Here is a 20,806-nt window from a genome sequence, read left to right as displayed (position 1 = left end):
GGGCCGCCGGGACCGAGAGGTCCCGGCGGCCCTCGCGCGTGTCCGGGGCGCGTGTCCGGGGACGGGTCAGCCGACGCGCTCCGCGAGGGCGAGGACGCGGTGGGCGCCCGCCACCACCGCCGCGTCCACGAACCGGCCGTCCGCCAGGGCCAGCGCGCCCCGGTCGGTCTCCGCCGCGGCCACCACCGCGCGGGCCGCGTCGATCTCCTGCGGCGTCGGCAGGTAGGCCCGCTCGATGACCGGGAGCTGCCGGGGGTGGATGGCCGCCCGGCCCAGGAAGCCCAGCGCCCGGCCCCGGGCGCATCCGGCGGCCAGCGCCTCCAGGTCGCCGATGTCCGGGTGGACCGACTGCACGGGCGGGGGCAGGGCGGCCGCGCGGGCGGCGACCACGATCCGGCTGCGGGGCCAGTCGAGCCCGCGGTCCTCCCGCACCCCCAGGTCGGCGCGGAGGTCCGCCTCGCCGAGGGAGAGGCCGCGGACGGCGGGGTGGGCGGTGGCGATGGCGTACGCCTGCTCCACGGCCAGGGCGCTCTCCAGGAGCGGGTAGAGGGGCAGGCCGGGGGCGAGCTCGCTGATCCGGTGGACGTCCGAGGGGTGCGTCACCTTGGGCACCCGCAGACCGCCGAGGCCGGGGAGGGAGGCCAGGGCGGGGATGTCGCGCGGGGCGTGGATGCGGACGTGCACCGGGACCGGGTGGACGTCGGAGAGCAGCTCGGCGGTGGCGTCGAGGGCGTACGCCTTGCGCTCCGGGGCGACCGCGTCCTCCAGGTCCACGATGACCACGTCGGCCCCGGAGCCGAGCGCCTTGGCGACCACCTCCGGGCGGTCGCCGGGGGCGTACAGCCAGGTGAGGAGGGGGCGGCCGCGGTGCCTGCCGTTCGCCCCGCCGGGCCGGCCGGCCCGGCGGGGGCCCGGGCCGGGGACGCCCGCCCCCGGGGCGCTCACACCGCCCCCTGCGCGCGCAGGGCGCCGATCTCGGCCGGGGCGAGGCCGGCCGCGGTCAGGACCTCGTCGGTGTCGGCGCCGTGCGGCCGGCCGGCCCAGCGGATCCCGCCCGGGGTGCCGGAGAGCCGGAAGAGCACGTTCTGCATGCGGATCGGGCCCAGCTCGGGGTCCGGGACCTCGGTGAGCGTGCCGAGCGCCTGGTACTGGGGGTCCGCGAGGACGTCCCGCACGTCGTAGACGGGCGCGATGGCCGCCTCCGCCTTCTCGAAGGCCTCCATCGCCTGGTCGCGGGTGTGGCGGGCGATCCACGAGCCGACGGCCTCGTCGAGGACGTCGGCGTGGGCGGCCCGGCCGGAGCCGTCGGCGAACCACGGCTCGTCGATCAGCTCGGGGCGGCCGACCAGCCGCAGGACGCGCTCGGCGACGGACTGCGCCGAGGTGGAGACGGCCACCCAGGAGTCGTCGAGGGTCCGGTAGGTGTTGCGGGGGGCGTTGTTGCGGGAGCGGTTGCCGGTGCGCGGCTGGACGTAGCCGAGCTGGTCGTACCAGAGGGCGTGGGGGCCGAGGACGGAGAGCATCGGTTCGATGATGGCCATGTCGACGACCTGGCCCCGGCCGTCGGCCGTCCGCGCGGTGAGCGCGGTCATCACCGCGTACGCGGTGGCGAGCGCGGCGATCGAGTCGGCGAGGCCGAAGGGGGGCAGGGTCGGAGGGCCGTCGGGCTCGCCGGTGATCGCGGCGAAGCCGCTCATCGCCTCGGCGAGGGTGCCGAAGCCGGGGCGGTGGGCGTACGGGCCGAACTGGCCGAAGCCGGTGACGCGGGCCAGGACGAGCCGGGGGTTGACGGTGGACAGCTCCTCCCACCCCAGGCCCCAGCGCTCCAGGGTGCCGGGGCGGAAGTTCTCCACGATCACGTCGGCGTCGGCGGCCAGCCGGAGCAGGGTGTCCCGGCCGCCCGGGGTGGACAGGTCGAGGGTGATGGTCCGCTTGTTGCGGCCCAGCACCTTCCACCAGAGGCCGATCCCGTCCTTGGAGGGGCCGTGGCCCCGGGACGGGTCCGGCTTGCGGGGGTGTTCGACCTTCACGACGTCGGCGCCGAAGTCGCCGAGCATCATGGCGGCCATCGGGCCGGCGAAGAGCGTCGCCAGGTCGAGGACGCGCAGCCCCCGGAGGGGCGGGGCGGGGGAGGGCGCGGCGGTCGCCGGGGAGGGTGCGGTGGTCATGCGGGATCGGCCTCCAGGGACGGGGGGGTGCCGAGGGCGGCCTCGATCTCGGTGCGGTACGGCATCGAGGTCGAGGCGCCCTCGCGCCGGACGGAGAGCGCGGCGGCGGTGCCGGCCCAGGCGAGGGCCTCGGGCGCGGGGCGGCCCTCGCCGAGGGCGACCGCGAGGGCGCCGACGAAGGTGTCGCCGGCCGCGGTGGTGTCGACGGCCCGCACCCGCGGGGCGGGCACGGTGAGGAGCTCCGCGCCGCGCGCCGCGTAGAGGCAGCCGGCCGCGCCGAGCGTGACGACCACCTCGGGCACGGCCTCCAGGAGGGCGAGGGCGGCGGCGTGCGGGTCGGTGCGGCCGGTGAGCGCGGTGGCCTCGTGCTCGTTGGGCACCAGCAGGTCGGTGAGGTCGAAGAGTTCGGGCGGAAGGGGCTGGGCGGGGGCCGGGGTGAGGACGGTGCGGACCCCCTGCCCGCGGGCGTGCGCGGCACCGTCGACGACCACGGAGAGGGGGAGTTCGAGCTGGAGGAGGAGCAGGTCGGCGCCGCTGATCAGGGCCTCGTCGCCCCGGCTGAGGGAGGTGACGGAGCCGTTGGCGCCGGGGACGACGACGATCGCGTTGCCGCCCTCCTCGTCGACGACGATGTGCGCGGTGCCGGACGGGCCCTCGACGGTGCGGAGCAGGTCGGTGTCGACGGAGCAGTGCTCCAGCACGTCCCGGAGCCGGTGGCCGAAGTCGTCGGAGCCGACCGCGCCGATCATGGCGACCTCGCCGCCGGCGCGGGCGGCGGCGACCGCCTGGTTGGCGCCCTTGCCGCCGGGGACGGTGCGGAACGAGCGGCCGGTGACGGTCTCCCCGCGGGCGGGGGCCCGTTTCACGTAGGCCACGAGGTCCATGTTGGTGCTTCCGAGCACCACGATGCTGGTCATGGGCGTACCGCCTCCAGATGGGTCAGGTCGGCGAGGGTGTCGAAGCCGATGCCGTCGAAGGACGGCACCGAGGTGGCGAGCCGGTTCTTCAGGGGGGAGGTCCAGCGGTCGGGGAGCCGGTCCGGGTGCCCGGCGAGGAGCCCGGCGACCGAGCCGGCGGTGGCGCCGTTCGAGTCGGTGTCCCAGCCTCCGGAGACCGCCGCGCAGACGGAGCGGGTGAAGTCGCCGTCGGCGTGGGCGAGGGCGGCGGCGAGCAGCGCGGTGTTCGGCACGGCATGCACCCAGTGGTACCCGCCGTACCGGGCGTGCAGCAGGTCCACGACGGTGTCGAGCGCCGGTGTGGCGCGGGCGGCGTCGAGGGCGTACCGGACGGCCTCGGCGAGCCGGGAGCGGGGCGGGACGACGGAGAGCCCGGCGGCGAGCGCCCGGTGGACGTCGGCGGTCCCGCCCGCGGCGGCGGCGACGGTCGCGGCGACGAACATCGCCCCGTACACGCCGTTGCCGGTGTGGCTGAGGACGGCGTCCCGGTGGGCCTGCGCGGCGGCCGCGGCCGGGTCGCCGGGGTGGGTCCAGCCGTGCGCGTCGGCCCGGATCTGGGCGCCGATCCACTCCCGGAAGGGATTGCGGCGCAGGGCGGTCAGCGGGGGCTCGACCCCGTCGAGGAGGTTGCGGTAGGCGATCCGCTCGGCGGTGAAGGTGCGGCCGGCGGGGAGCTCGTCGAGCCAGAGGCGGGCCACGTCGGCGGTGGTGAAGCCGCGGCCGTGGCGGCGGAGCAGGAGCAGGGCGAGGAGGGGGTAGTTGAGGTCGTCGTCCTCGGGCATCCCGTCGATGGTCTCGGCGAGCGAGGTGGCGGCGGAGCGACGGTTCCAGGGGTGCGCCGCCAGCAGCTCCGGCGGGACCCCGCGCGCGGTGAACCAGTCGTCGAGCGGCCAGTTCCCCGCGGCCCGGGCGAGCGCCCGGATCGCGGCGAGCGGCAGCTTCTCGACGGGCTTCCCGAGCAGGCAGCCCACGGCCCGCCCGAGCCAGGCGGCGTGCAGGCGGTCGCGGAGACCGGGGTCGGAGGCGCGGGAGGCCGGGGGGCCCTCGCCCGGTGCGGCCGGCCGGGGGCCCGGCCAGTCGGGGCAGGCGGCGACGATCGCGTCGAGGGCGGTGGGTTCGTCGGCGGCCCGGGGGCGGGGGAGGGCGGCGAGGGCGTCGAGGAGTTCCTCGGCGAGGGGCCGCAGCTCGGGCCGGGGCTCGGGGGAGGCGCCGGCGGCGGGCGGCGCCGGGCGGCCCCCGGCGGCGGCCCAGCGCGCGGCGATCCTCCGCGCGTCCCGCCCGTCCTCGCCGGCCTGCCGCAGCTCGTGCCCGACCAGGTCCTCCGGCTGCACCCAGGTGACCCGGACGGCCGGATCCGGGCCGGGGGGCGCGAGCGGGGCGCGGGCGAGGGGCGCGGTGTCCGTCATCGGGCCGGGTCCGTCAGGGCGGCGCGGGCGGCCTCGTGGGCGCGGCGGCGGGCGGTGTCGCGGGCGAAGACCTCGTGGGCCACGGCGGTGAGGGCGGCCGCCGGGGCGTGCAGGTCGAGCCGGCTCGCCTCCGCCACGCGCTTCGCCCAGTCGGCGGGGACGGCCGCCTCGCCGTGCAGGGCCCCGGCGATCGCGCCCGCCATGGTGGCGATGGAGTCGCAGTCCCGGCCGTAGTTGACCGCGCCCAGGACCGTACGGCGGTAGTCGCCCTCGCCGACCAGGAGCATCCCGAGCGCGATCGGCAGCTCCTCGATGGAGTGGAGGCGGGAGGGGCGGCGGGCGTCGAGGCCGGGGGCCCGGTAGTCCGGCCCGACGGAGTCGTACGGGGCCACCGCCCTGCGCAGCGGTACGAGCGCGGACTCGAAGTCGCGGTGCCGGTCGGCGGCTTCGGCGACCGCCTCGATCGCGGCGCGGGTGCCGTCCTTGGCGAGGGCGAGGGCGGCGTCGACCACCGAGCGCGGGGTGGCGCCGGGGGCGCAGGCCGCCGCGACCGCCGCCGCGAGGACGCCGGCCGCCTCGCGCCCGTAGGAGGACTGGTGGGCGCCCGCGACGTCGAGGGCCTCGGCGTAGGCGCCGTGCGGGTCGGCGGCGTTGACCAGGCCGACCGGGGCCATGTACATCGCGGCGCCGCAGTTGACGATGTTCCCGGTGCCGGCCTCGCGCGGGTCGGCGTGGCCGTAGTGGAGGCGGGCGACGATCCACTTCTCGGCGAGGAAGACCCGCTGGAGGGGCAGCGCCTCCGCCTCCAGCTCGGGGATCCACACGGGGGCGCCCATGAGTTCGGGGACGAGGTGGTCCGCGACGGCGTACGCGTCGAGGTGGTCGCGGACCCTCTCGTACACCCGGATCAGCGCGTGGGTCATCAGGGTGTCGTCGGTGACGTGGCCGTCACCCTTGTGGTACGGCGCGATGGGGCGGGCGGTGCGCCAGGAGTCGCCGTTCCAGGGGCCGACGATCCCGGTGACCCTGCCGCCGTGGCGTTCGGCGATCTGCTCGGGGGTGTACCCCTCCACGGGGCCGCCGAGGGCGTCGCCCACGGCGGCACCGAGGAGACTTCCGGTGATCCGGTCATCCAGTGTGGGTGTCATGTCTGAATTGTCCACCTGGGGACGCCGGTTCCGTGGCTCCCAGCAGCCCGGCGAGTTCCACCAGGTCGGTGCCGGCGAGGCGGGGGAGCGCGCAGCCCGAGAGCGTCCGGCACGCCTCCCGCCAGCTGGACGGGACCGAACGGCCGCCGCCCAGCGCGCCGGTGAGCGCGCCGGCCAGGGCGGGTGCGGAGTCCGCGACCCGGGAGAGGCAGGCCGCGGCCGGGACCGCCGCCGTCATCGCGCCGCGCGCGGCGACGGCCAGGGCGAGTGCGACGGGGACGGTCTCGGCGGCGGCGATGCCGTAGCTGTAGACGTGGTCGACGATCTGGTGCTCCAGGAGCGGGACCAGCTCGAAGGCGGAATCGGCGGTCCGGGCCAGCTTCACGGCGTGCCGGGCGTTGCGGCCGATCTCGGTGGCCGGCGGGAGTTCGGCGAGCGCGGCGGCCACGGCGGTGTCGGCGTCCGCGCCGCCGAGGGCCGCGGCGACGGCCGCGGCGACGGCGCGGGCGCCGTGCACGCCGTCGCCGTCCTGGGTGTACCGGGCGTCGAACTCGGCGAGTCCGGCGGCGGCGCGCGGGTCGCCGGGGTGCACGACGGCGAGGACGCAGGCCCGGACGCAGGCGGCGTCGTCGAAGTAGTGCGGGTTGTCGTGGCCGGTGGCGGGCGGCCGCAGCCCCGTCGCCAGATTGCCGAGACCGGCGCGGACCGAGATCCGGGCCCGGAGCGGGAGGACGGCGGACTCGATCTCGGGAGCGCGGTCGGCGGCGGCGGCGACCTGGCCCGCGAGGTGGTTCCAGGCGAGGTCCACGGCGGCGCGGAGCCGGCGCTCCGGGGGGAGGCCGGCGAAGAGGGGGCCGGCGGCGGCGAGCACCGCCTCCGCCGTGAAGGCCGCCCACTCGGCGTCGTCGGAGGGGCCGAGGCGGAGGGGCTCGGGGGGCTGGTTGAGGGCGATGGGGACGGGGAGGGTGGTCGTCGCGTTCTGCTCCGCGAAGGTGTCGAGCTCGCGGGTCAGGCGGCGGGTCCACTCGGGCATCCGGGCGGCGCGGTGCCGGGCGGCGGGCCAGCCGGCGGCGTCGCCCGCGGCGAGCCCGAGCAGGAGGCCCTCGACGCGGTCGCGGGCGGCGGGCACGGCGGGTGCGGTGGCGCGGCCGGCGGCGGGGCCGGTCGGGGCGGTCCCGGAAGGGGTGAGGGGGCCGGTCGGGGCGGGGGGGTCGGCGGTGATGGTGAGGTCGGCGCTCATCGGAGGGGCTCCTCTGCGGTCAGGAGGTCGGCCACGTCCAGGACGTGGTAGCCGCGCATGGTGGGGAGACAGCTGCCGGTGACGGGGGCGATGGCGCCGGCCCACTCCTCCGGGATCGCGGCGACGCCGCCGGCCGCGCCGGCCAGGGCGCCGGCGACCGCCGCCGTGGTGTCGGCGTCGCGGCCCATGTTGACGGCGGTCAGGACCGCCGTGCGGAAGTCGCCGCGGGCCGCCGCGAAGGCGCCGAAGGCGAGGCCGACGGCCTCCGGGGCCAGGTCGGTCCAGGGGTAGCCGCCGATGACGACCGCCGAGCGGACCTGGCGCTCGCGGGTGAGGGGGTCCGGCTGGACGCGCTGGGCCGCGACCACGGCGCGCCGCAGCGAGCGGGCCGTCCAGGAGTCCATGGGGATGACGGAGAGGGCCGCCGCGATGACCGACGTGACGGTGGCGCCCGACATCGCGGCGGCGACGCCCGCCGCCACCGCCTGGCCGCCGTAGATGCCCTCGCCCTCGTGGCTGACGCTGCCGTCGATGGCGACGAGCCGGGCCGCCTCGGCGGGCCGGCCGGCCGCGAAGACGCCGAAGGGGGCGGCCCGCATGGCCAGTCCGTCCGACCAGGCGTGGCGGTGCTGGGCGGAGATGGGGGCCGCCAGGCCCCGCCGGAGGTTCTCCAGGGTGCCGCGCTCGGAGAAGCCGGCGCCCCGGAAGGGGCCCTCGTCGAGGTCGGCGATCCAGCGGTGCCAGGCCTCCTCGACGTGGGAGACGGCGAGGGCCGAGCCGTGCCGGGCGAGCAGCAGCGCGGAGAAGATCGCGTACTCGGTGTCGTCCGTGCCGGCCGGACGGTCCGTCAGGAAGCCCTCGATCCGCCCCCACCTGCGGCGGATCTCCGAGGGCTTCATGTTCTCGGCGGGGGCGCCGAGCGCGTCGCCGACGGCGAGGCCGAGGAGCGCTCCCCTCGCCCGTTCACGGGTGTCGCATGTCGTGGTCACCATCTCCGCGCCCCTTCCTCGGTGCGGGCACCTCTTCGGCGGTACCCCTTCGCCTGGATCTGTGCCACGAGGAACGGACGACTCGCCGGTGGAGGCGGACTGTCACCCGTCTGTCCGTGGGACGAACGGGACTGACGGGGCGTCAAGGAAGGCTCGCCACACTGAGGCGGGCCTTACTAAGTACGGCCTGCCTTGCTGGCGAGACCCTTACATCGCGCGTATTTTCGAGGGTGTCGGGAGCGGCGGGTGCGACCCGGCCCGCCGGAACGAGGGGAGAGCCATGTCCATCATCGAAGCCCAGGCACCACTGCACGAGGCCCACCGCGACAACCACACCCACCGTGACGTGAACGGTGGTTGGCTGCGCCCGGCGGTCTTCGGCGCGATGGACGGACTCGTCTCCAACCTGGCCCTCATGACCGGCGTGGCCGGCGGCGCGGTCTCCTCGCAGACGGTCGTCGTCACCGGCCTCGCCGGCCTCGCGGCCGGCGCCTTCTCCATGGCGGCCGGCGAGTACACCTCGGTCGCCTCGCAGCGCGAGCTCGTCCAGGCGGAACTGGACGTGGAGCGCCGTCAGTTGCGCAAGCACCCGATCGACGAGATGGAGGAGCTCGCGGCCCTCTACGTCTCCCGGGGCGTCGAGCCCGCGCTCGCCCGCGAGGTCGCCATGCAGCTGTCGAAGGACCCCGAGCGGGCGCTGGAGATCCACGCCCGCGAGGAGCTGGGCATCGACCCCGACGACCTGCCGTCGCCGATGGTCGCCGCCGTCTCGTCCTTCGGCTCCTTCGCCCTGGGTGCGCTGCTGCCCGTCCTGCCGTACCTGCTCGGCGCGACCGCGCTCTGGCCGGCCGTGCTGCTCGCCCTCCTCGGCCTCTTCGCCTGCGGCGCGCTGGTCGCCCGGGTCACCGCGCGCGGCTGGCTCTTCAGCGGCCTGCGCCAGCTGGTCCTCGGCGGTGCCGCCGCGGCCGTCACGTACGGCCTCGGCATGCTCTTCGGGGCCGCGCTCTAGCCGTCCGGCCGGGGTGCCGGCCGCCCGTCCCCCCGCGTGGCCGGGGGACGGAATCCGCACCACCGCAGAAGCCCGCGAGGATCCCAGGGGGGATCTTCCGGGCTTTTCGGGGTGACTTTTCGGTCTGAAGGCCGCATTCTCGCTGTGACGAATATCCCTGCTCGGAATCCTCGCGGCGATGAGACACTATGCAGGACGCCACATATGTAGCCGGTTACCCGGCGGTTTCGAACCCGTGACCAACGGGAAAGAGGCAGAAGCGTCGCTGGGCAATGAAGCCCTCCAGAGGCGGACCGGTCCGGTCCCGTCCCCCGCGGAGCAGTCACGGAGCAGTCACTGCCGCCGCACCCAGGAAGAACAGGTGAACGCACACCACCGCTCCGTGTCGGAGGTGTCCGCATGCTGGAACGAGCTATCCGCTAGGCGAGAAGCCCGCCATCATGTAACCTGCACGAAATTTCGCGGAGGGCCAACGTCGTCCCTCGGCATCTGCATATGCCACGACGACGACGGGAGAGCCGATGCGTTCCGACGCCTGGTCGCCCATGGACGGTCGCCCCGCCCCCCAGGGCATGTACGACCCCCGTAACGAACACGACGCCTGCGGTGTCGGGTTCGTGGCCACCCTCACCGGTGTGGCCAGCCACGCGCTGGTCGAGCAGGCGCTGACCGTACTGCGCAACCTCGAGCACCGCGGCGCCACCGGCTCCGAGCCGGACTCCGGCGACGGTGCGGGCATCCTGCTCCAGGTCCCGGACGCCTTCTTCCGCGAGGTCACCGGCTTCGAGCTGCCCGAGGCCGGCGCGTACGCGGTGGGCACCGCCTTCCTCCCCGTCGACACCGCCGATGAGACCGCCGCCGCGATCGAGACGATCGCCGCCGACGAGGGCCTCACCGTCCTCGGCTGGCGCGAGGTCCCCGTCGCCCCCGGCCTCCTCGGCGCCAGCGCCCGCTCCACCATGCCGGTCTTCCGCCAGGTCTTCGTGACCGACGGGGAGAGCACCGGCATCGCGCTGGACCGCAAGGCCTTCGTCCTCCGCAAGCGCGCCGAGCGCGAGGCCGCGACGTACTTCCCGTCGCTCTCCGCCCGCACGCTCGTCTACAAGGGCATGCTCACCACCGGCCAGCTGGAGCCGTTCTTCCCGGACCTGTCGGACCGGCGCCTGGCCTCCGCCATCGCCCTCGTCCACTCCCGGTTCTCCACCAACACCTTCCCGAGCTGGCCGCTCGCCCACCCGTACCGCTTCGTCGCCCACAACGGCGAGATCAACACGGTCAAGGGCAACCGCAACTGGATGACCGCCCGCGAGGCCCAGCTCGCCGGCGACGTCTTCGGCGAGAGCCGCGGCGGCAAGGGCCTGGACCGGATCTTCCCGATCTGCACGCCGGACGCCTCCGACACCGCCTCCTTCGACGAGGTCCTGGAGCTGCTCCACCTCGGCGGCCGCTCGCTGCCGCACGCCGTGCTGATGATGGTCCCCGAGGCGTGGGAGAACCACGACTCCATGGACCCCGCGCGGCACGCCTTCTACCAGTACCACTCCACGATGATGGAGCCCTGGGACGGCCCGGCCTGCGTCACCTTCACCGACGGCCTCCAGGTCGGCGCGGTCCTCGACCGCAACGGTCTGCGCCCCGGCCGCTACTGGGTCACCGACGAGGGCCTCGTCGTCCTCTCCTCCGAGGTCGGCGTCCTCGACATCGACCCCGCCAGGGTCGTCCGCAAGGGCCGCCTCCAGCCCGGCAAGATGTTCCTCGTCGACACCGTCGAGCACCGCATCATCGAGGACGACGAGATCAAGGCCGGCCTCGCCGCCGAGCAGCCCTACGCGGAGTGGCTGGAGACCGGCGAGATCGAGCTCTCCGACCTCCCCGAGCGCGAGCACATCGTGCACACCCACGCCTCGGTCACCCGCCGCCAGCAGACCTTCGGCTACACCGAGGAAGAGCTCCGCGTCATCCTCGCCCCGATGGCCCGCGCCGGCGCCGAGCCGATCGGCTCCATGGGCACCGACTCGCCCATCGCGGCCCTCTCCGAGCGCCCCCGGCTGCTCTTCGACTACTTCACCCAGCTGTTCGCGCAGGTCACCAACCCGCCGCTGGACGCCATCCGCGAAGAGCTCGTCACCTCGCTGCGCTCCTCCCTCGGTCCCCAGGGCAACCTGCTCGACCCGACCGCGGCCTCCTGCCGCAGCGTCACCCTGCCCTTCCCGGTGATCGACAACGACGAGCTCGCCAAGCTCATCCACATCAACCACGACGGCGACATGCCGGGCATGAAGGCCGCCACGCTCTCCGGCCTCTACCGGGTCTCCGGCGGCGGCGAGGCCCTCGCCGCCCGCATCGAGGCCATCTGCGCCGAGGCCGACGCGGCCATCGAGGGCGGCGCCCGCCTGATCGTCCTCTCCGACCGGCACTCCGACGCCGAGCACGCGCCGATCCCGTCGCTGCTGCTCACCGCCGCCGTCCACCACCACCTCATCCGCACCAAGCAGCGCACCATGGTGGGCCTGCTGGTCGAGGCCGGCGACGTCCGCGAGGTCCACCACGTCGCCCTGCTCATCGGCTACGGCGCCGCGGCGGTCAACCCGTACCTCGCCATGGAGTCCGTCGAGGACCTGCTCCGCGCGGGCACCTTCCTCAGCGACATCGAGCCCGAGCAGGCCATCCGCAACCTGATCTACGCCCTCGGCAAGGGCGTCCTGAAGGTCATGTCGAAGATGGGCATCTCGACGGTCGCCTCCTACCGCGGCGCCCAGGTCTTCGAGGCCGTCGGCCTCGACGCCGAGTTCGTCGCCCGGTACTTCAACGGCACCGCCACCAAGATCGGCGGCGCCGGCCTGGACGTCGTCGCCCAGGAGGTCGCCGCCCGCCACGCCAAGGCCTACCCGGCCACCGGCATCGCCTCCGCGCACCGCGCGCTGGAGATCGGCGGCGAGTACCAGTGGCGCCGCGAGGGCGAGCCGCACCTCTTCGACCCGGAGACCGTCTTCCGCCTCCAGCACGCCACGCGGAACAAGCGGTACGACATCTTCAAGCAGTACACGGACCGGGTGAACGAGCAGTCCGAGCGCCTGATGACGCTCCGCGGCCTGTTCGGCTTCTCCTCCGACCGCCCGTCGATCCCCGTCGACGAGGTCGAGTCGGTCTCCGAGATCGTCAAGCGCTTCTCCACCGGCGCCATGTCGTACGGCTCCATCTCCCAGGAGGCGCACGAGACCCTCGCCATCGCCATGAACCAGCTCGGCGGCAAGTCGAACACCGGTGAGGGCGGCGAGGACCCGGAGCGCCTGTACGACCCGGCGCGCCGCTCCTCGATCAAGCAGGTCGCCTCCGGCCGCTTCGGCGTCACCTCCGAGTACCTGGTCAACGCCGACGACATCCAGATCAAGATGGCCCAGGGCGCCAAGCCCGGCGAGGGCGGCCAGCTGCCCGGCCACAAGGTCTACCCGTGGGTCGCCAGGACGCGCCACTCGACGCCCGGCGTCGGCCTCATCTCGCCGCCGCCGCACCACGACATCTACTCCATCGAGGACCTGGCCCAGCTGATCCACGACCTCAAGAACGCCAACCCGGCGGCCCGCATCCACGTGAAGCTGGTCTCCGAGGTCGGCGTCGGCACGGTCGCGGCCGGCGTCTCCAAGGCCCACGCGGACGTCGTCCTCATCTCCGGCCACGACGGCGGCACCGGCGCCTCCCCGCTGACCTCGCTGAAGCACGCGGGCGGCCCCTGGGAGCTCGGCCTCGCCGAGACCCAGCAGACGCTGCTGCTCAACGGCCTGCGGGACCGGATCGTCGTCCAGACCGACGGCCAGTTGAAGACCGGCCGCGACGTCGTCATCGCCGCGCTGCTCGGCGCCGAGGAGTTCGGTTTCGCGACCGCTCCGCTCGTCGTCTCCGGCTGCGTCATGATGCGCGTCTGTCACCTGGACACCTGCCCGGTCGGCATCGCCACCCAGAACCCGGTCCTGCGCGACCGCTTCTCCGGCAAGGCCGAGTACGTCGTCAACTTCTTCGAGTTCATCGCGCAGGAGGTCCGCGAGCTCCTCGCCGAGCTGGGCTTCCGCACCATCGAGGAGGCCGTCGGCCACGCCGAGCTGCTCGACACCAGCCGCGCCGTCTCCCACTGGAAGGCGCAGGGCCTGGACCTGGAGCCGCTCTTCTACGTGCCGGAGCTGGCCGAGGGCGCGGTCCGCCACGCCCTGGTCGAGCAGGACCACGGCCTGGAGAAGGCGCTCGACAACCAGCTGATCCAGCTCGCCGCCGAGGCGCTGAACGCCCCCTCCGCCGAGCAGGCCCAGCCGGTCCGCGCCCAGGTCGCGATCCGCAACATCAACCGCACGGTCGGCACCATGCTCGGCCACGAGGTGACGAAGAAGTTCGGCGGCGCCGGCCTCCCGGCCGACACCATCGACCTCACCTTCACCGGCTCCGCGGGCCAGTCCTTCGGCGCCTTCCTGCCGGCCGGTGTCACCCTCCGCCTGGAGGGCGACGCCAACGACTTCGTCGGCAAGGGCCTCTCCGGCGGCCGCGTGATCGTCCGCCCGGACCGGGGCGCCGACCACCTGGCCGAGTACTCCACCATCGCGGGCAACACCATCGCGTACGGGGCCACCGGCGGCGAGCTCTTCCTGCGCGGCCGCACCGGCGAGCGCTTCTGCGTCCGCAACTCCGGCGCCCTGGTCGTCTCGGAGGGCGTGGGCGACCACGGCTGCGAGTACATGACCGGCGGCACCGCGGTCGTCCTCGGCGAGACCGGCCGCAACTTCGCGGCGGGCATGTCCGGTGGCGTGGCCTACGTCATCGACCTCGACCCGAACCACGTCAACTCCGGCAACCAGGGCGCGGTCGAGGCCCTGTCGGAGGACGACGAGGCCTGGCTGCACGACGTCGTGCGCCGCCACCAGGAGGAGACCGGATCGACCGTGGCCGAGAAGCTCCTGGCCGACTGGGACGCGGCGGTGAGCCGCTTCAGCAAGATCATCCCGACCACGTACAAGGCAGTGCTCGCCGCCAAGGACGCCGCTGAGCTCGCCGGTCTCTCCGAGCAGGAGACCACCGAGAAGATGATGGAGGCGGCGACCCATGGCTGACCCGAAGGGCTTCCTCACCACCGGCCGCGAGGTCGCCGAGACCCGCCCCGTCGCGGAGCGCGTCCGCGACTGGAACGAGGTCTACGTCCCCGGCTCCCTGCTGCCGATCATCAGCAAGCAGGCCGGCCGCTGCATGGACTGCGGCATCCCGTTCTGTCACAACGGCTGCCCGCTCGGGAACCTCATCCCCGAGTGGAACGACTACGCCTACCGCGAGGACTGGTCGGCGGCGCAGGAGCGCCTGCACGCCACCAACAACTTCCCGGAGTTCACCGGCCGCCTGTGCCCGGCGCCGTGCGAGTCGGCGTGCGTGCTCGGCATCAACCAGCCGGCCGTCACCATCAAGAACGTCGAAGTCTCCATCATCGACAAGGCGTGGGACGCCAACGACGTCAAGCCGCAGGCCCCGGACCGCCTCTCCGGCAAGACCGTCGCCGTCATCGGCTCCGGTCCGGCCGGTCTCGCCGCCGCCCAGCAGCTGACCCGGGCCGGCCACACCGTGGTCGTGTACGAGCGCGCCGACCGCATCGGCGGCCTGCTGCGCTACGGCATCCCCGAGTTCAAGATGGAGAAGCGCCACATCAACCGCCGCATCGAGCAGATGCGCGCGGAGGGCACCAAGTTCCGCACCGGCGTCGAGGTCGGCCGCGACATCACCGCCACCGACCTGCGCAAGCGGTTCGACGCGGTCGTGGTCGCCGCAGGCGCCACCACCGCCCGCGACCTGCCGGTGCCCGGCCGCGAGCTGGCCGGCATCCACCAGGCGATGGAGTACCTGCCGCTCGCCAACAAGGTCGTCGAGGGCGACTTCGTGGCCGCGCCGATCACCGCCGAGGGCAAGCACGTCGTCGTCATCGGCGGCGGCGACACCGGCGCCGACTGCGTCGGCACCGCCCACCGCCAGGGCGCGGCCTCCGTCACCCAGCTGGAGATCATGCCCCGACCGGGCGAGGACCGGAACGCCAACCAGCCCTGGCCGACCTTCCCCATGCTCTACAAGGTCACCTCGGCGCACGAGGAGGGCGGCGAGCGGGTCTACTCCGTCTCCACCACCCACTTCGAGGGCGACGAGGACGGCAACGTCCAGTTCCTCCACCTCGTCGAGGTCGAGTTCGTCGACGGCAAGCTGACCCAGAAGCCGGGCACCGAGCGGAAGATCCCCGCGCAGCTGGTCACCCTCGCCATGGGCTTCACCGGCACGGACGTCGCCAACGGCCTGGTCTCCCAGTTCGGCGTCGACCTCGACGAGCGGGGCAACATCGCCCGCGACGCGGACTTCGCCACCAACGTCGACGGCGTCTACGTCGCCGGCGACGCCGGCCGCGGCCAGTCGCTGATCGTCTGGGCCATCGCCGAGGGCCGCTCGGCCGCCCGCGGCGTCGACCGCTACCTCACCGGCGCCAGCTCCCTGCCGGCCCCGATCCGCCCGACGGACCGCTCCCTGCTGGTCTGACGCGCCCCTGGATGTCCCGTACAACGACGTGCGGAACTGAGCGACGCCCGCCCCGTCCCCGACCGAGGACTCAGGGGGCGGGCGTCGCTGCGCGTTCCCCGCGCATCCCCGCGCGCCCGCGCCTTTCCCGCGGAAGCGCGGGTGACCCGCTCGCACCACCGGCGGATCGCCTCCGGACAGGCCTCCCGGGGGACCGTGTCCCTCTGGACCGGGCACGTCACCTCGCCGACGCCGTGGCCGGCCCGGATCCTGGTGGTGCGGGCCGTCACCCGGATCGGGAAGGCCGGGGAGGGGAAGGGCCGTAGACTGCGGTCCGTGGTGGACGGGGTGGACGACGGAGCCGTGCCGGGGATTCCCGCGACGAGCCGGGCCGTGCTCGGACCGCCCTCCTTCGGGCGGGAGCCGTCCGGCTACGACTGCGAGAAGCGGGCGGACCGCTCGCCCGGGCTCTTCCACGGGAGCCCGTCCCTCAGCCGGATCCACGCCGAGACCCCGCGCCGCCGCGCCGCCGCCGACGCGGCCGGGGCCGACGAGACGTGGGCGCACCCGCTGCTCACCCTCACCCGGGCCGAGCGGTACCACGCCGCCGAACGCGACCCGGCCGACGCCGTGCTCGCGGACATCGAGAGAGCCGAGGGGGAGCGCTGAGATGGCACTGAGCCTGCGCAAGGTGGAGGAGACCGCGCCCGCGCTGGTCGGTCTGTACAAGTCGGCGGGGGAGTCGCTGCGCCGGCACGGCGTCGACGGGCAGCGCGTCGCCGTCTACCTGGTGGTCGACTACTCCGGCTCGATGAAGCCCTACTACAACGACGGCAGCGTCCAGGCGCTCGCCGACCGGGTCCTCGGGCTCTCCGCCCAGCTCGACGACGACGGGCGGGTGCCGGTCGTCTTCTTCTCCACCGACGTCGACGCCGAGACCGAGATCCGCCTCGACGACCACCAGGGGCGGGTGGAGCGGATCGTCGCCGGACTCGGCCACATGGGCAAGACCAGCTACCACCTCGCCATGGACGCGGTCATCGACCACTACCTCGACAGCGGGGCCACCGCGCCCGCCCTCGTCGTCTTCCAGACCGACGGCGGCCCCATCAACCGGCTCGCCGCCGAGCGGTACGTCTGCAAGGCGGCCCGGCTGCCGATCTTCTGGCAGTTCGTCGGCTTCGGCGACCCCGGCAGCAAGCAGTTCGACTTCCTGCGCCGGCTCGACGAACTCGCCGTCCCCGAGCGCCGTTGCGTCGACAACTCCGGCTTCTTCCATGCCGGGAGGGAGCCCGGCCGGGTCGCGGACGGCGAGCTGTACGACCGGCTGGTCGCCGAGTTCCCCCGCTGGCTGGACGCCGCCCGAGCCCAGGGCATCGTCCGCTCCTGACGGGCCGTGGAAACGCCGGTGACGGGCGCGGGCTCCGGGGGGATCATGGGCGCATGAGCTCTCTCGTACGCCACGTGACCATCGACTGCGCCGACGCCTACGCCCTCGCCCGCTTCTGGGCGGAGGTGCTCGACGCCAAGGTCTCCGACGACGACCGGCCCGGCGACCCCGAGGCCCTCGTCGAGTCCGGGGGCGCCGGTCTCCTCTTCATCCGGGTCCCGGAGCCGAAGACGGTCAAGAACCGCGTCCACCTCGACGTCCAGCCGCAGGACCGCACCCGGGACGAGGAGGTCGAGCGGCTGCTCGCCCTCGGCGCGACCCTCGTCGGCGACCACCGCAACCCGGACGGCACCGGCTGGGCGACGCTGGCCGACCCGGAGGGGAACGAGTTCTGCGTGGAGCGGAGCGCGGCGGAGCGGGCCGCCGCGTAGGCCTTCCGGCCGCCCGGAGCAATCCGGACAGTAGGTGTCGGGTATCCGGTGTCTCCTGGACGCATGCGAGACACCGGAACCACCACCTGGCCCGCCTTCGCGGCCGCCGAGCCCGCGCTGGCCGCCACCGTGCGGGAGCGCTTCGGGCAGTACACCCACCACGCCCTCGCCACCCTCCGCGCGGACGGTTCGCCCCGGCTCAGCGGCATCGAGGCGGACTTCCGGGGCGGCGACCTGCGGCTCGGCATGATGCCGAACTCGCGCAAGGCGCTCGACCTGCGGCGCGACCCGCGCCTCTCGCTCCTCGCCAACCCCGGCGCCGGCACGTCCATGGGCGGCGGGGACGTCCGGATCTCCGGCCGGGCCGTCGAGGTCACCGATCCCGCGGAGGCCGCGTGGTACGCCGCCGAGGTCGGGATGCCGCTGCCCTTCCACGTCTTCCGGGTGGAGCCCGGCGAGATCGTGCGGATCCGGGTCGAGGGCGAGGAGCTCCTCTTCACCACCTGGCGCCCGGGCCGCCCGCTCCGGACGCTGCGGCGCGGCAACGACGACGCCCCGCCGCGCGAGGACGCCTGAGCCGCACGTACCCGTACGCCTCCCCGTCGTACCCGTACGCCCCCCGTACCCGTGCCCCTCCTCGTCCTCGTACGGCCCGTCCCGGAGGCCGTACGGCGGCGGGCGCCCCCGGAGCGACGACAATGGGCGGGTGTCAGCGACCAAGAAGAAGAACCAGGTGAACGCCGCCGCGCCCGAGCGGCGCCGCGAACTCCTCGACACCGCCGCCGAGGTGTTCGCCGCCCAGGGGTACAACGCCACCACCGTCCGCAAGATCGCGGACGCCGCCGGCATGCTCGCCGGCAGCCTCTACTACCACTTCGACTCCAAGGAGTCGATGCTCGACGAGATCCTCTCCACCTTCCTCGCCGAGCTCTGGGAGGGGTACGACGCCGTCCTGGCCGCCGGTCTCGGCCCCCGGGAGACCATCGAGGCGCTCGTCACGGAGTCCTTCCGCGAGATCGACCGGCACCGCGCCGCCGTCGCCATCTACCAGAAGGAGTCCCGGCACCTCACCGACCTGCCCCGCTTCGCGTACCTCGCGGACTCGCAGCGCAGGTTCGAGAAGGCCTGGCTCGGCACCCTGGAGCGCGGGGTGGCGGACGGCGTGTTCCGCGCCGACCTCGACATCCGGCTCACCTACCGCTTCGTCCGCGACACCGTCTGGGTCGCGGCCTCCTGGTACCGGCCGGGCGGGCACCACCGTCCCGAGGAGATCGCCCGCCAGTACCTGTCGATGGTCCTCGACGGCATCGCCGTGCGCGCCTGACCGGGCGGGCGCGGTCGTACGCGGGCGGGCGCGGCCCCCGCACGGGCCGCGCCCGCCCGCGTCAGCCGACGAGCCGCTCCCGCAGACCCGCCAGGGTGCGCAGGTCCAGGCCCAGGCCGGCCGTCACATAGCGGTACAGGCTGCCGTAACCGGCGCGGACCTCGGCGAGGGCGGCGTCCAGGTACTCCGTGCGGACCTCCTGGAGCGGCACGATCAGGCCGGGGTCCTGCATGAGGCCGGCCTGCCGGAGGCCCTCGCGGACCCGGGCGTCATGGGCGGCGCGGAAGGCGTTGGAGGCCAGGTAGTCCTCGGTGGCGAGGCGTTCCGGCACGCCGACGAGCCGCAGGACCAGCCAGCTCGTCCAGCCGGTGCGGTCCTTGCCCGAGGTGCAGTGGTGGAGCACCGGCCCCGAGCCGGGCGCGGCGAGCTCGCGCAGGGTCCGTCCGAAGGCCTCGCGGTTGGCCGCGTCGGTGACGAAGGTGCGGTACACGCCCGACATGAAGGCCGCCGCCCGGCCGCCGCCCAGCATCTGCTCCTGCCGCACCGGGTCGCGCGAGCCGATCGCGGCCTGCAACCGCCCGTAGAGGCCGTCGTCGGTGATCGGCCGGGAGACGGCGGTCACCCCGGCGGGCAGCCGGTCGGCCCCGTCCGACGCGACCTCCAGCGGGATCCGGAAGTCGACCGCGCGGGCCAGTCCGAGCCCGCCGAGCACGACCAGGTCGGCGTCGGTCAGCTTGCCGAGGTGATCGCCCCGGAAGACGAGGCCGTGGCGCACCCGCCCGCCGTCGACGGTGCGGCGACCGCCCAGGTCGCGGACGTTCACCGCGCCCTGGAGCGCGATCTGCCGGATCGGGTCCGCGGTCCGGGGGCGGGCCGAGGCGGGGGAGGGGGCGAGCGCCCCGACGGCGACGGCGGCGCCGGCGGAGCTCAGCAGTGCGCGTCTCGACAGAGACATGGCGGACTCCCTTACTGAGGGGGAAAGGGGTGCGGGTGGAGACACGCGGAAGCGCATCGGCTACCGTCAACCAAACGCTTGTTAGGCGGCCTCCCGGGGAGGAAGGTAGCAGCCGGGGGATCCGTAGGGGAGGGGTGCGCCCGTCCTCCGTGGAGCGGCCGTCACACCGCGGCGGCCCTGCGCCGCGCAGCAGCGGGACATCCGAACAGCCTTGAAGGGGAACCGAGATGGGGATCTGCGAGGACCGTGTGGTCGTCGTCACCGGAGCGGGCCGCGGCCTCGGGCGGGCGCATGCCCTCGCCTTCGCCGCCGAGGGCGCCCGGGTCGTCGTCAACGACCTGGGCGTCGGCCTCGACGGCACGCCGGGGCCGGACAACCCGGCCACCGCCGTCGTCGAGGAGATCAGGGCGGCCGGCGGCGAGGCCGTCGCCCACGGCGGCGACATCGCCTCCACCGAGGGCGCCGCCTCGCTGGTCACGACCGCGCTCGACGCCTTCGGCCGACTCGACACCCTGGTCTGCAACGCCGGCTTCCTCCGCGACCGGATGCTGGTCAACCTCGACGAGAAGGACTGGGACGCGGTGATGCGCGTCCACGCCAAGGGCCACTTCCTGCCGCTGCGGCACGCCGCCGCGCACTGGCGCGAAGAGGCGAAGGCGGGGCGCGTGCCCGAGGCGCGGGTGGTGCAGACGACCTCGGGCGCGGGGCTCCTCGGCAGCGTCGGCCAGGGCAACTACGCGGCGGCCAAGGCCGCCATCGTGGGCCTCACCCTGGTCGCCGCCGCCGAACTCGCCCGCTACGGCGTCCAGGTCAACGCCATCGCCCCGGCCGCCCGCACCCGGATGACCGAGCAGGTCTTCGACGGCCTCCAGGCCCTCCCCGAGGACGTCTCCCCGCTGGTCGTCTGGCTCGGCTCGGCCGGCTCCTCGGGCGTCACCGGCCGGGTCTTCGAGGCGGAGGGCGGCCGGCTGACGGTGATGGAGGGCTGGCGCCCCGGCCCCAGCGAGTCCAGCGGCGACCGCAGGACCCCGGCGGAGGCGGGCGAGGCGGCCCGCAAACTCCTCGCCCTCGCGGAGCCGCCGCAGCCGGTGTACGGGGCGTAGGGGAGCCCGGGGCGGGGCCGGTCCGGGGGCGGGCCTGGGAGGGACGTGGGGCGGGCCGGGTTCGGGGCCGGGCCGGGTCGGGGTCGGGCGCGACCGGGCGGGGTCGGGCCGGGGCGACCCGGGGGGCCGGGGTGGGCGTGCCTCCCCCTCCTCCCCCCCCCC

The 20,806-nt window shown here is 74.7% G+C and carries 17 protein-coding genes; 9 read left to right on the top strand and 8 right to left on the bottom strand.

Going from position 1 to position 20,806, the window contains the following annotated elements; all coding sequences use genetic code 11:
• Positions 1-66 precede the first annotated feature (66 nt).
• The 7 genes from IE287_RS18235 to IE287_RS18205 form a co-directional block, all read right to left on the bottom strand.
• Positions 67-843, bottom strand: coding sequence for an HpcH/HpaI aldolase/citrate lyase family protein (locus IE287_RS18235; RefSeq protein ID WP_229883582.1), 777 nt, complete (start codon positions 841-843; stop codon positions 67-69).
• 98 nt (positions 844-941) lie between these two features.
• A complete protein-coding gene (locus IE287_RS18230; RefSeq protein ID WP_189850135.1) occupies positions 942-2,168 on the bottom strand; it encodes a CaiB/BaiF CoA transferase family protein in 1,227 nt (408 codons plus the stop codon).
• Positions 2,165-3,085: a ribokinase gene (gene rbsK / locus IE287_RS18225; RefSeq protein ID WP_189850134.1), complete on the bottom strand. Its 921-nt coding sequence runs from the start codon at positions 3,083-3,085 to the stop codon at positions 2,165-2,167. The genes IE287_RS18230 and rbsK overlap by 4 nt, the downstream gene beginning before the upstream one ends.
• Positions 3,082-4,530 (bottom strand): ADP-ribosylglycohydrolase family protein, encoded by a 1,449-nt coding sequence (locus tag IE287_RS18220; RefSeq protein ID WP_189850133.1) that lies wholly within the window; start codon positions 4,528-4,530, stop codon positions 3,082-3,084. The genes rbsK and IE287_RS18220 overlap by 4 nt, the downstream gene beginning before the upstream one ends.
• A complete protein-coding gene (locus IE287_RS18215; RefSeq protein ID WP_189850132.1) occupies positions 4,527-5,678 on the bottom strand; it encodes an ADP-ribosylglycohydrolase family protein in 1,152 nt (383 codons plus the stop codon). Before IE287_RS18215 ends, IE287_RS18220 begins: the two co-directional genes overlap by 4 nt.
• Positions 5,659-6,918 carry an ADP-ribosylglycohydrolase family protein gene (locus IE287_RS18210; RefSeq protein WP_229883563.1) on the bottom strand — a complete coding sequence of 420 codons (1,260 nt, stop codon included), beginning with the start codon at positions 6,916-6,918 and terminating at the stop codon, positions 5,659-5,661. The genes IE287_RS18215 and IE287_RS18210 overlap by 20 nt, the downstream gene beginning before the upstream one ends.
• A complete protein-coding gene (locus IE287_RS18205) occupies positions 6,915-7,910 on the bottom strand; it encodes an ADP-ribosylglycohydrolase family protein (RefSeq protein ID WP_189850131.1) in 996 nt (331 codons plus the stop codon). Before IE287_RS18205 ends, IE287_RS18210 begins: the two co-directional genes overlap by 4 nt.
• A gap of 277 nt (positions 7,911-8,187) precedes the next feature.
• Here IE287_RS18205 and IE287_RS18200 point away from each other — a divergent pair, with 277 nt between their 5' ends.
• The 8 genes from IE287_RS18200 (at position 8,188) to IE287_RS18165 (ending at position 18,586) form a co-directional block, all read left to right on the top strand.
• Positions 8,188-8,916, top strand: a complete 729-nt coding sequence (locus IE287_RS18200) for a VIT1/CCC1 transporter family protein (protein ID WP_189850130.1) — start codon at positions 8,188-8,190, stop codon at positions 8,914-8,916.
• Positions 8,917-9,437: 521 nt separating this feature from the next.
• The gene (gltB, locus tag IE287_RS18195; protein ID WP_189850129.1) at positions 9,438-14,009 is read left to right on the top strand and encodes a glutamate synthase large subunit; all 4,572 of its coding nucleotides are present in this window, start codon (positions 9,438-9,440) and stop codon (positions 14,007-14,009) included.
• Positions 14,002-15,462, top strand: a complete 1,461-nt coding sequence (locus IE287_RS18190) for a glutamate synthase subunit beta (protein ID WP_189850128.1) — start codon at positions 14,002-14,004, stop codon at positions 15,460-15,462. Before gltB ends, IE287_RS18190 begins: the two co-directional genes overlap by 8 nt.
• Positions 15,463-15,603: 141 nt before the next feature.
• Positions 15,604-16,110, top strand: coding sequence for a hypothetical protein (locus IE287_RS38580; protein ID WP_229883562.1), 507 nt, complete (start codon positions 15,604-15,606; stop codon positions 16,108-16,110).
• 1 nt (position 16,111) lies between these two features.
• Positions 16,112-16,831, top strand: a complete 720-nt coding sequence (locus IE287_RS18180) for a VWA domain-containing protein (RefSeq protein ID WP_189850127.1) — start codon at positions 16,112-16,114, stop codon at positions 16,829-16,831.
• A gap of 53 nt (positions 16,832-16,884) precedes the next feature.
• The gene (locus IE287_RS18175; RefSeq protein ID WP_189850126.1) at positions 16,885-17,262 is read left to right on the top strand and encodes a VOC family protein; all 378 of its coding nucleotides are present in this window, start codon (positions 16,885-16,887) and stop codon (positions 17,260-17,262) included.
• A gap of 63 nt (positions 17,263-17,325) precedes the next feature.
• Positions 17,326-17,838 carry a pyridoxamine 5'-phosphate oxidase family protein gene (locus IE287_RS18170; protein ID WP_189850125.1) on the top strand — a complete coding sequence of 171 codons (513 nt, stop codon included), beginning with the start codon at positions 17,326-17,328 and terminating at the stop codon, positions 17,836-17,838.
• A 130-nt stretch (positions 17,839-17,968) separates the two neighbouring features.
• Entirely contained in the window at positions 17,969-18,586 is a 618-nt protein-coding gene (locus tag IE287_RS18165; protein ID WP_189850124.1) for a TetR/AcrR family transcriptional regulator, read from the top strand.
• A gap of 61 nt (positions 18,587-18,647) precedes the next feature.
• Here the strand turns inward: IE287_RS18165 and IE287_RS18160 are convergent, their stop codons facing one another.
• The gene (locus IE287_RS18160; protein WP_189850123.1) at positions 18,648-19,541 is read right to left on the bottom strand and encodes a tyrosine-protein phosphatase; all 894 of its coding nucleotides are present in this window, start codon (positions 19,539-19,541) and stop codon (positions 18,648-18,650) included.
• A 227-nt stretch (positions 19,542-19,768) separates the two neighbouring features.
• On the opposite strand from IE287_RS18160, the gene IE287_RS18155 reads away from it, so the two are divergent.
• Positions 19,769-20,644, top strand: coding sequence for an SDR family oxidoreductase (locus IE287_RS18155; protein ID WP_189850122.1), 876 nt, complete (start codon positions 19,769-19,771; stop codon positions 20,642-20,644).
• Positions 20,645-20,806 lie beyond the last annotated feature (162 nt).

Source organism: Streptomyces omiyaensis (assembly GCF_014650895.1).
GTDB lineage: Bacteria > Actinomycetota > Actinomycetes > Streptomycetales > Streptomycetaceae > Streptomyces > Streptomyces omiyaensis.
The sequence above is the reverse complement of the archived record's forward strand: the minus strand, read 5'-3'. Positions and strand labels throughout refer to the sequence as shown.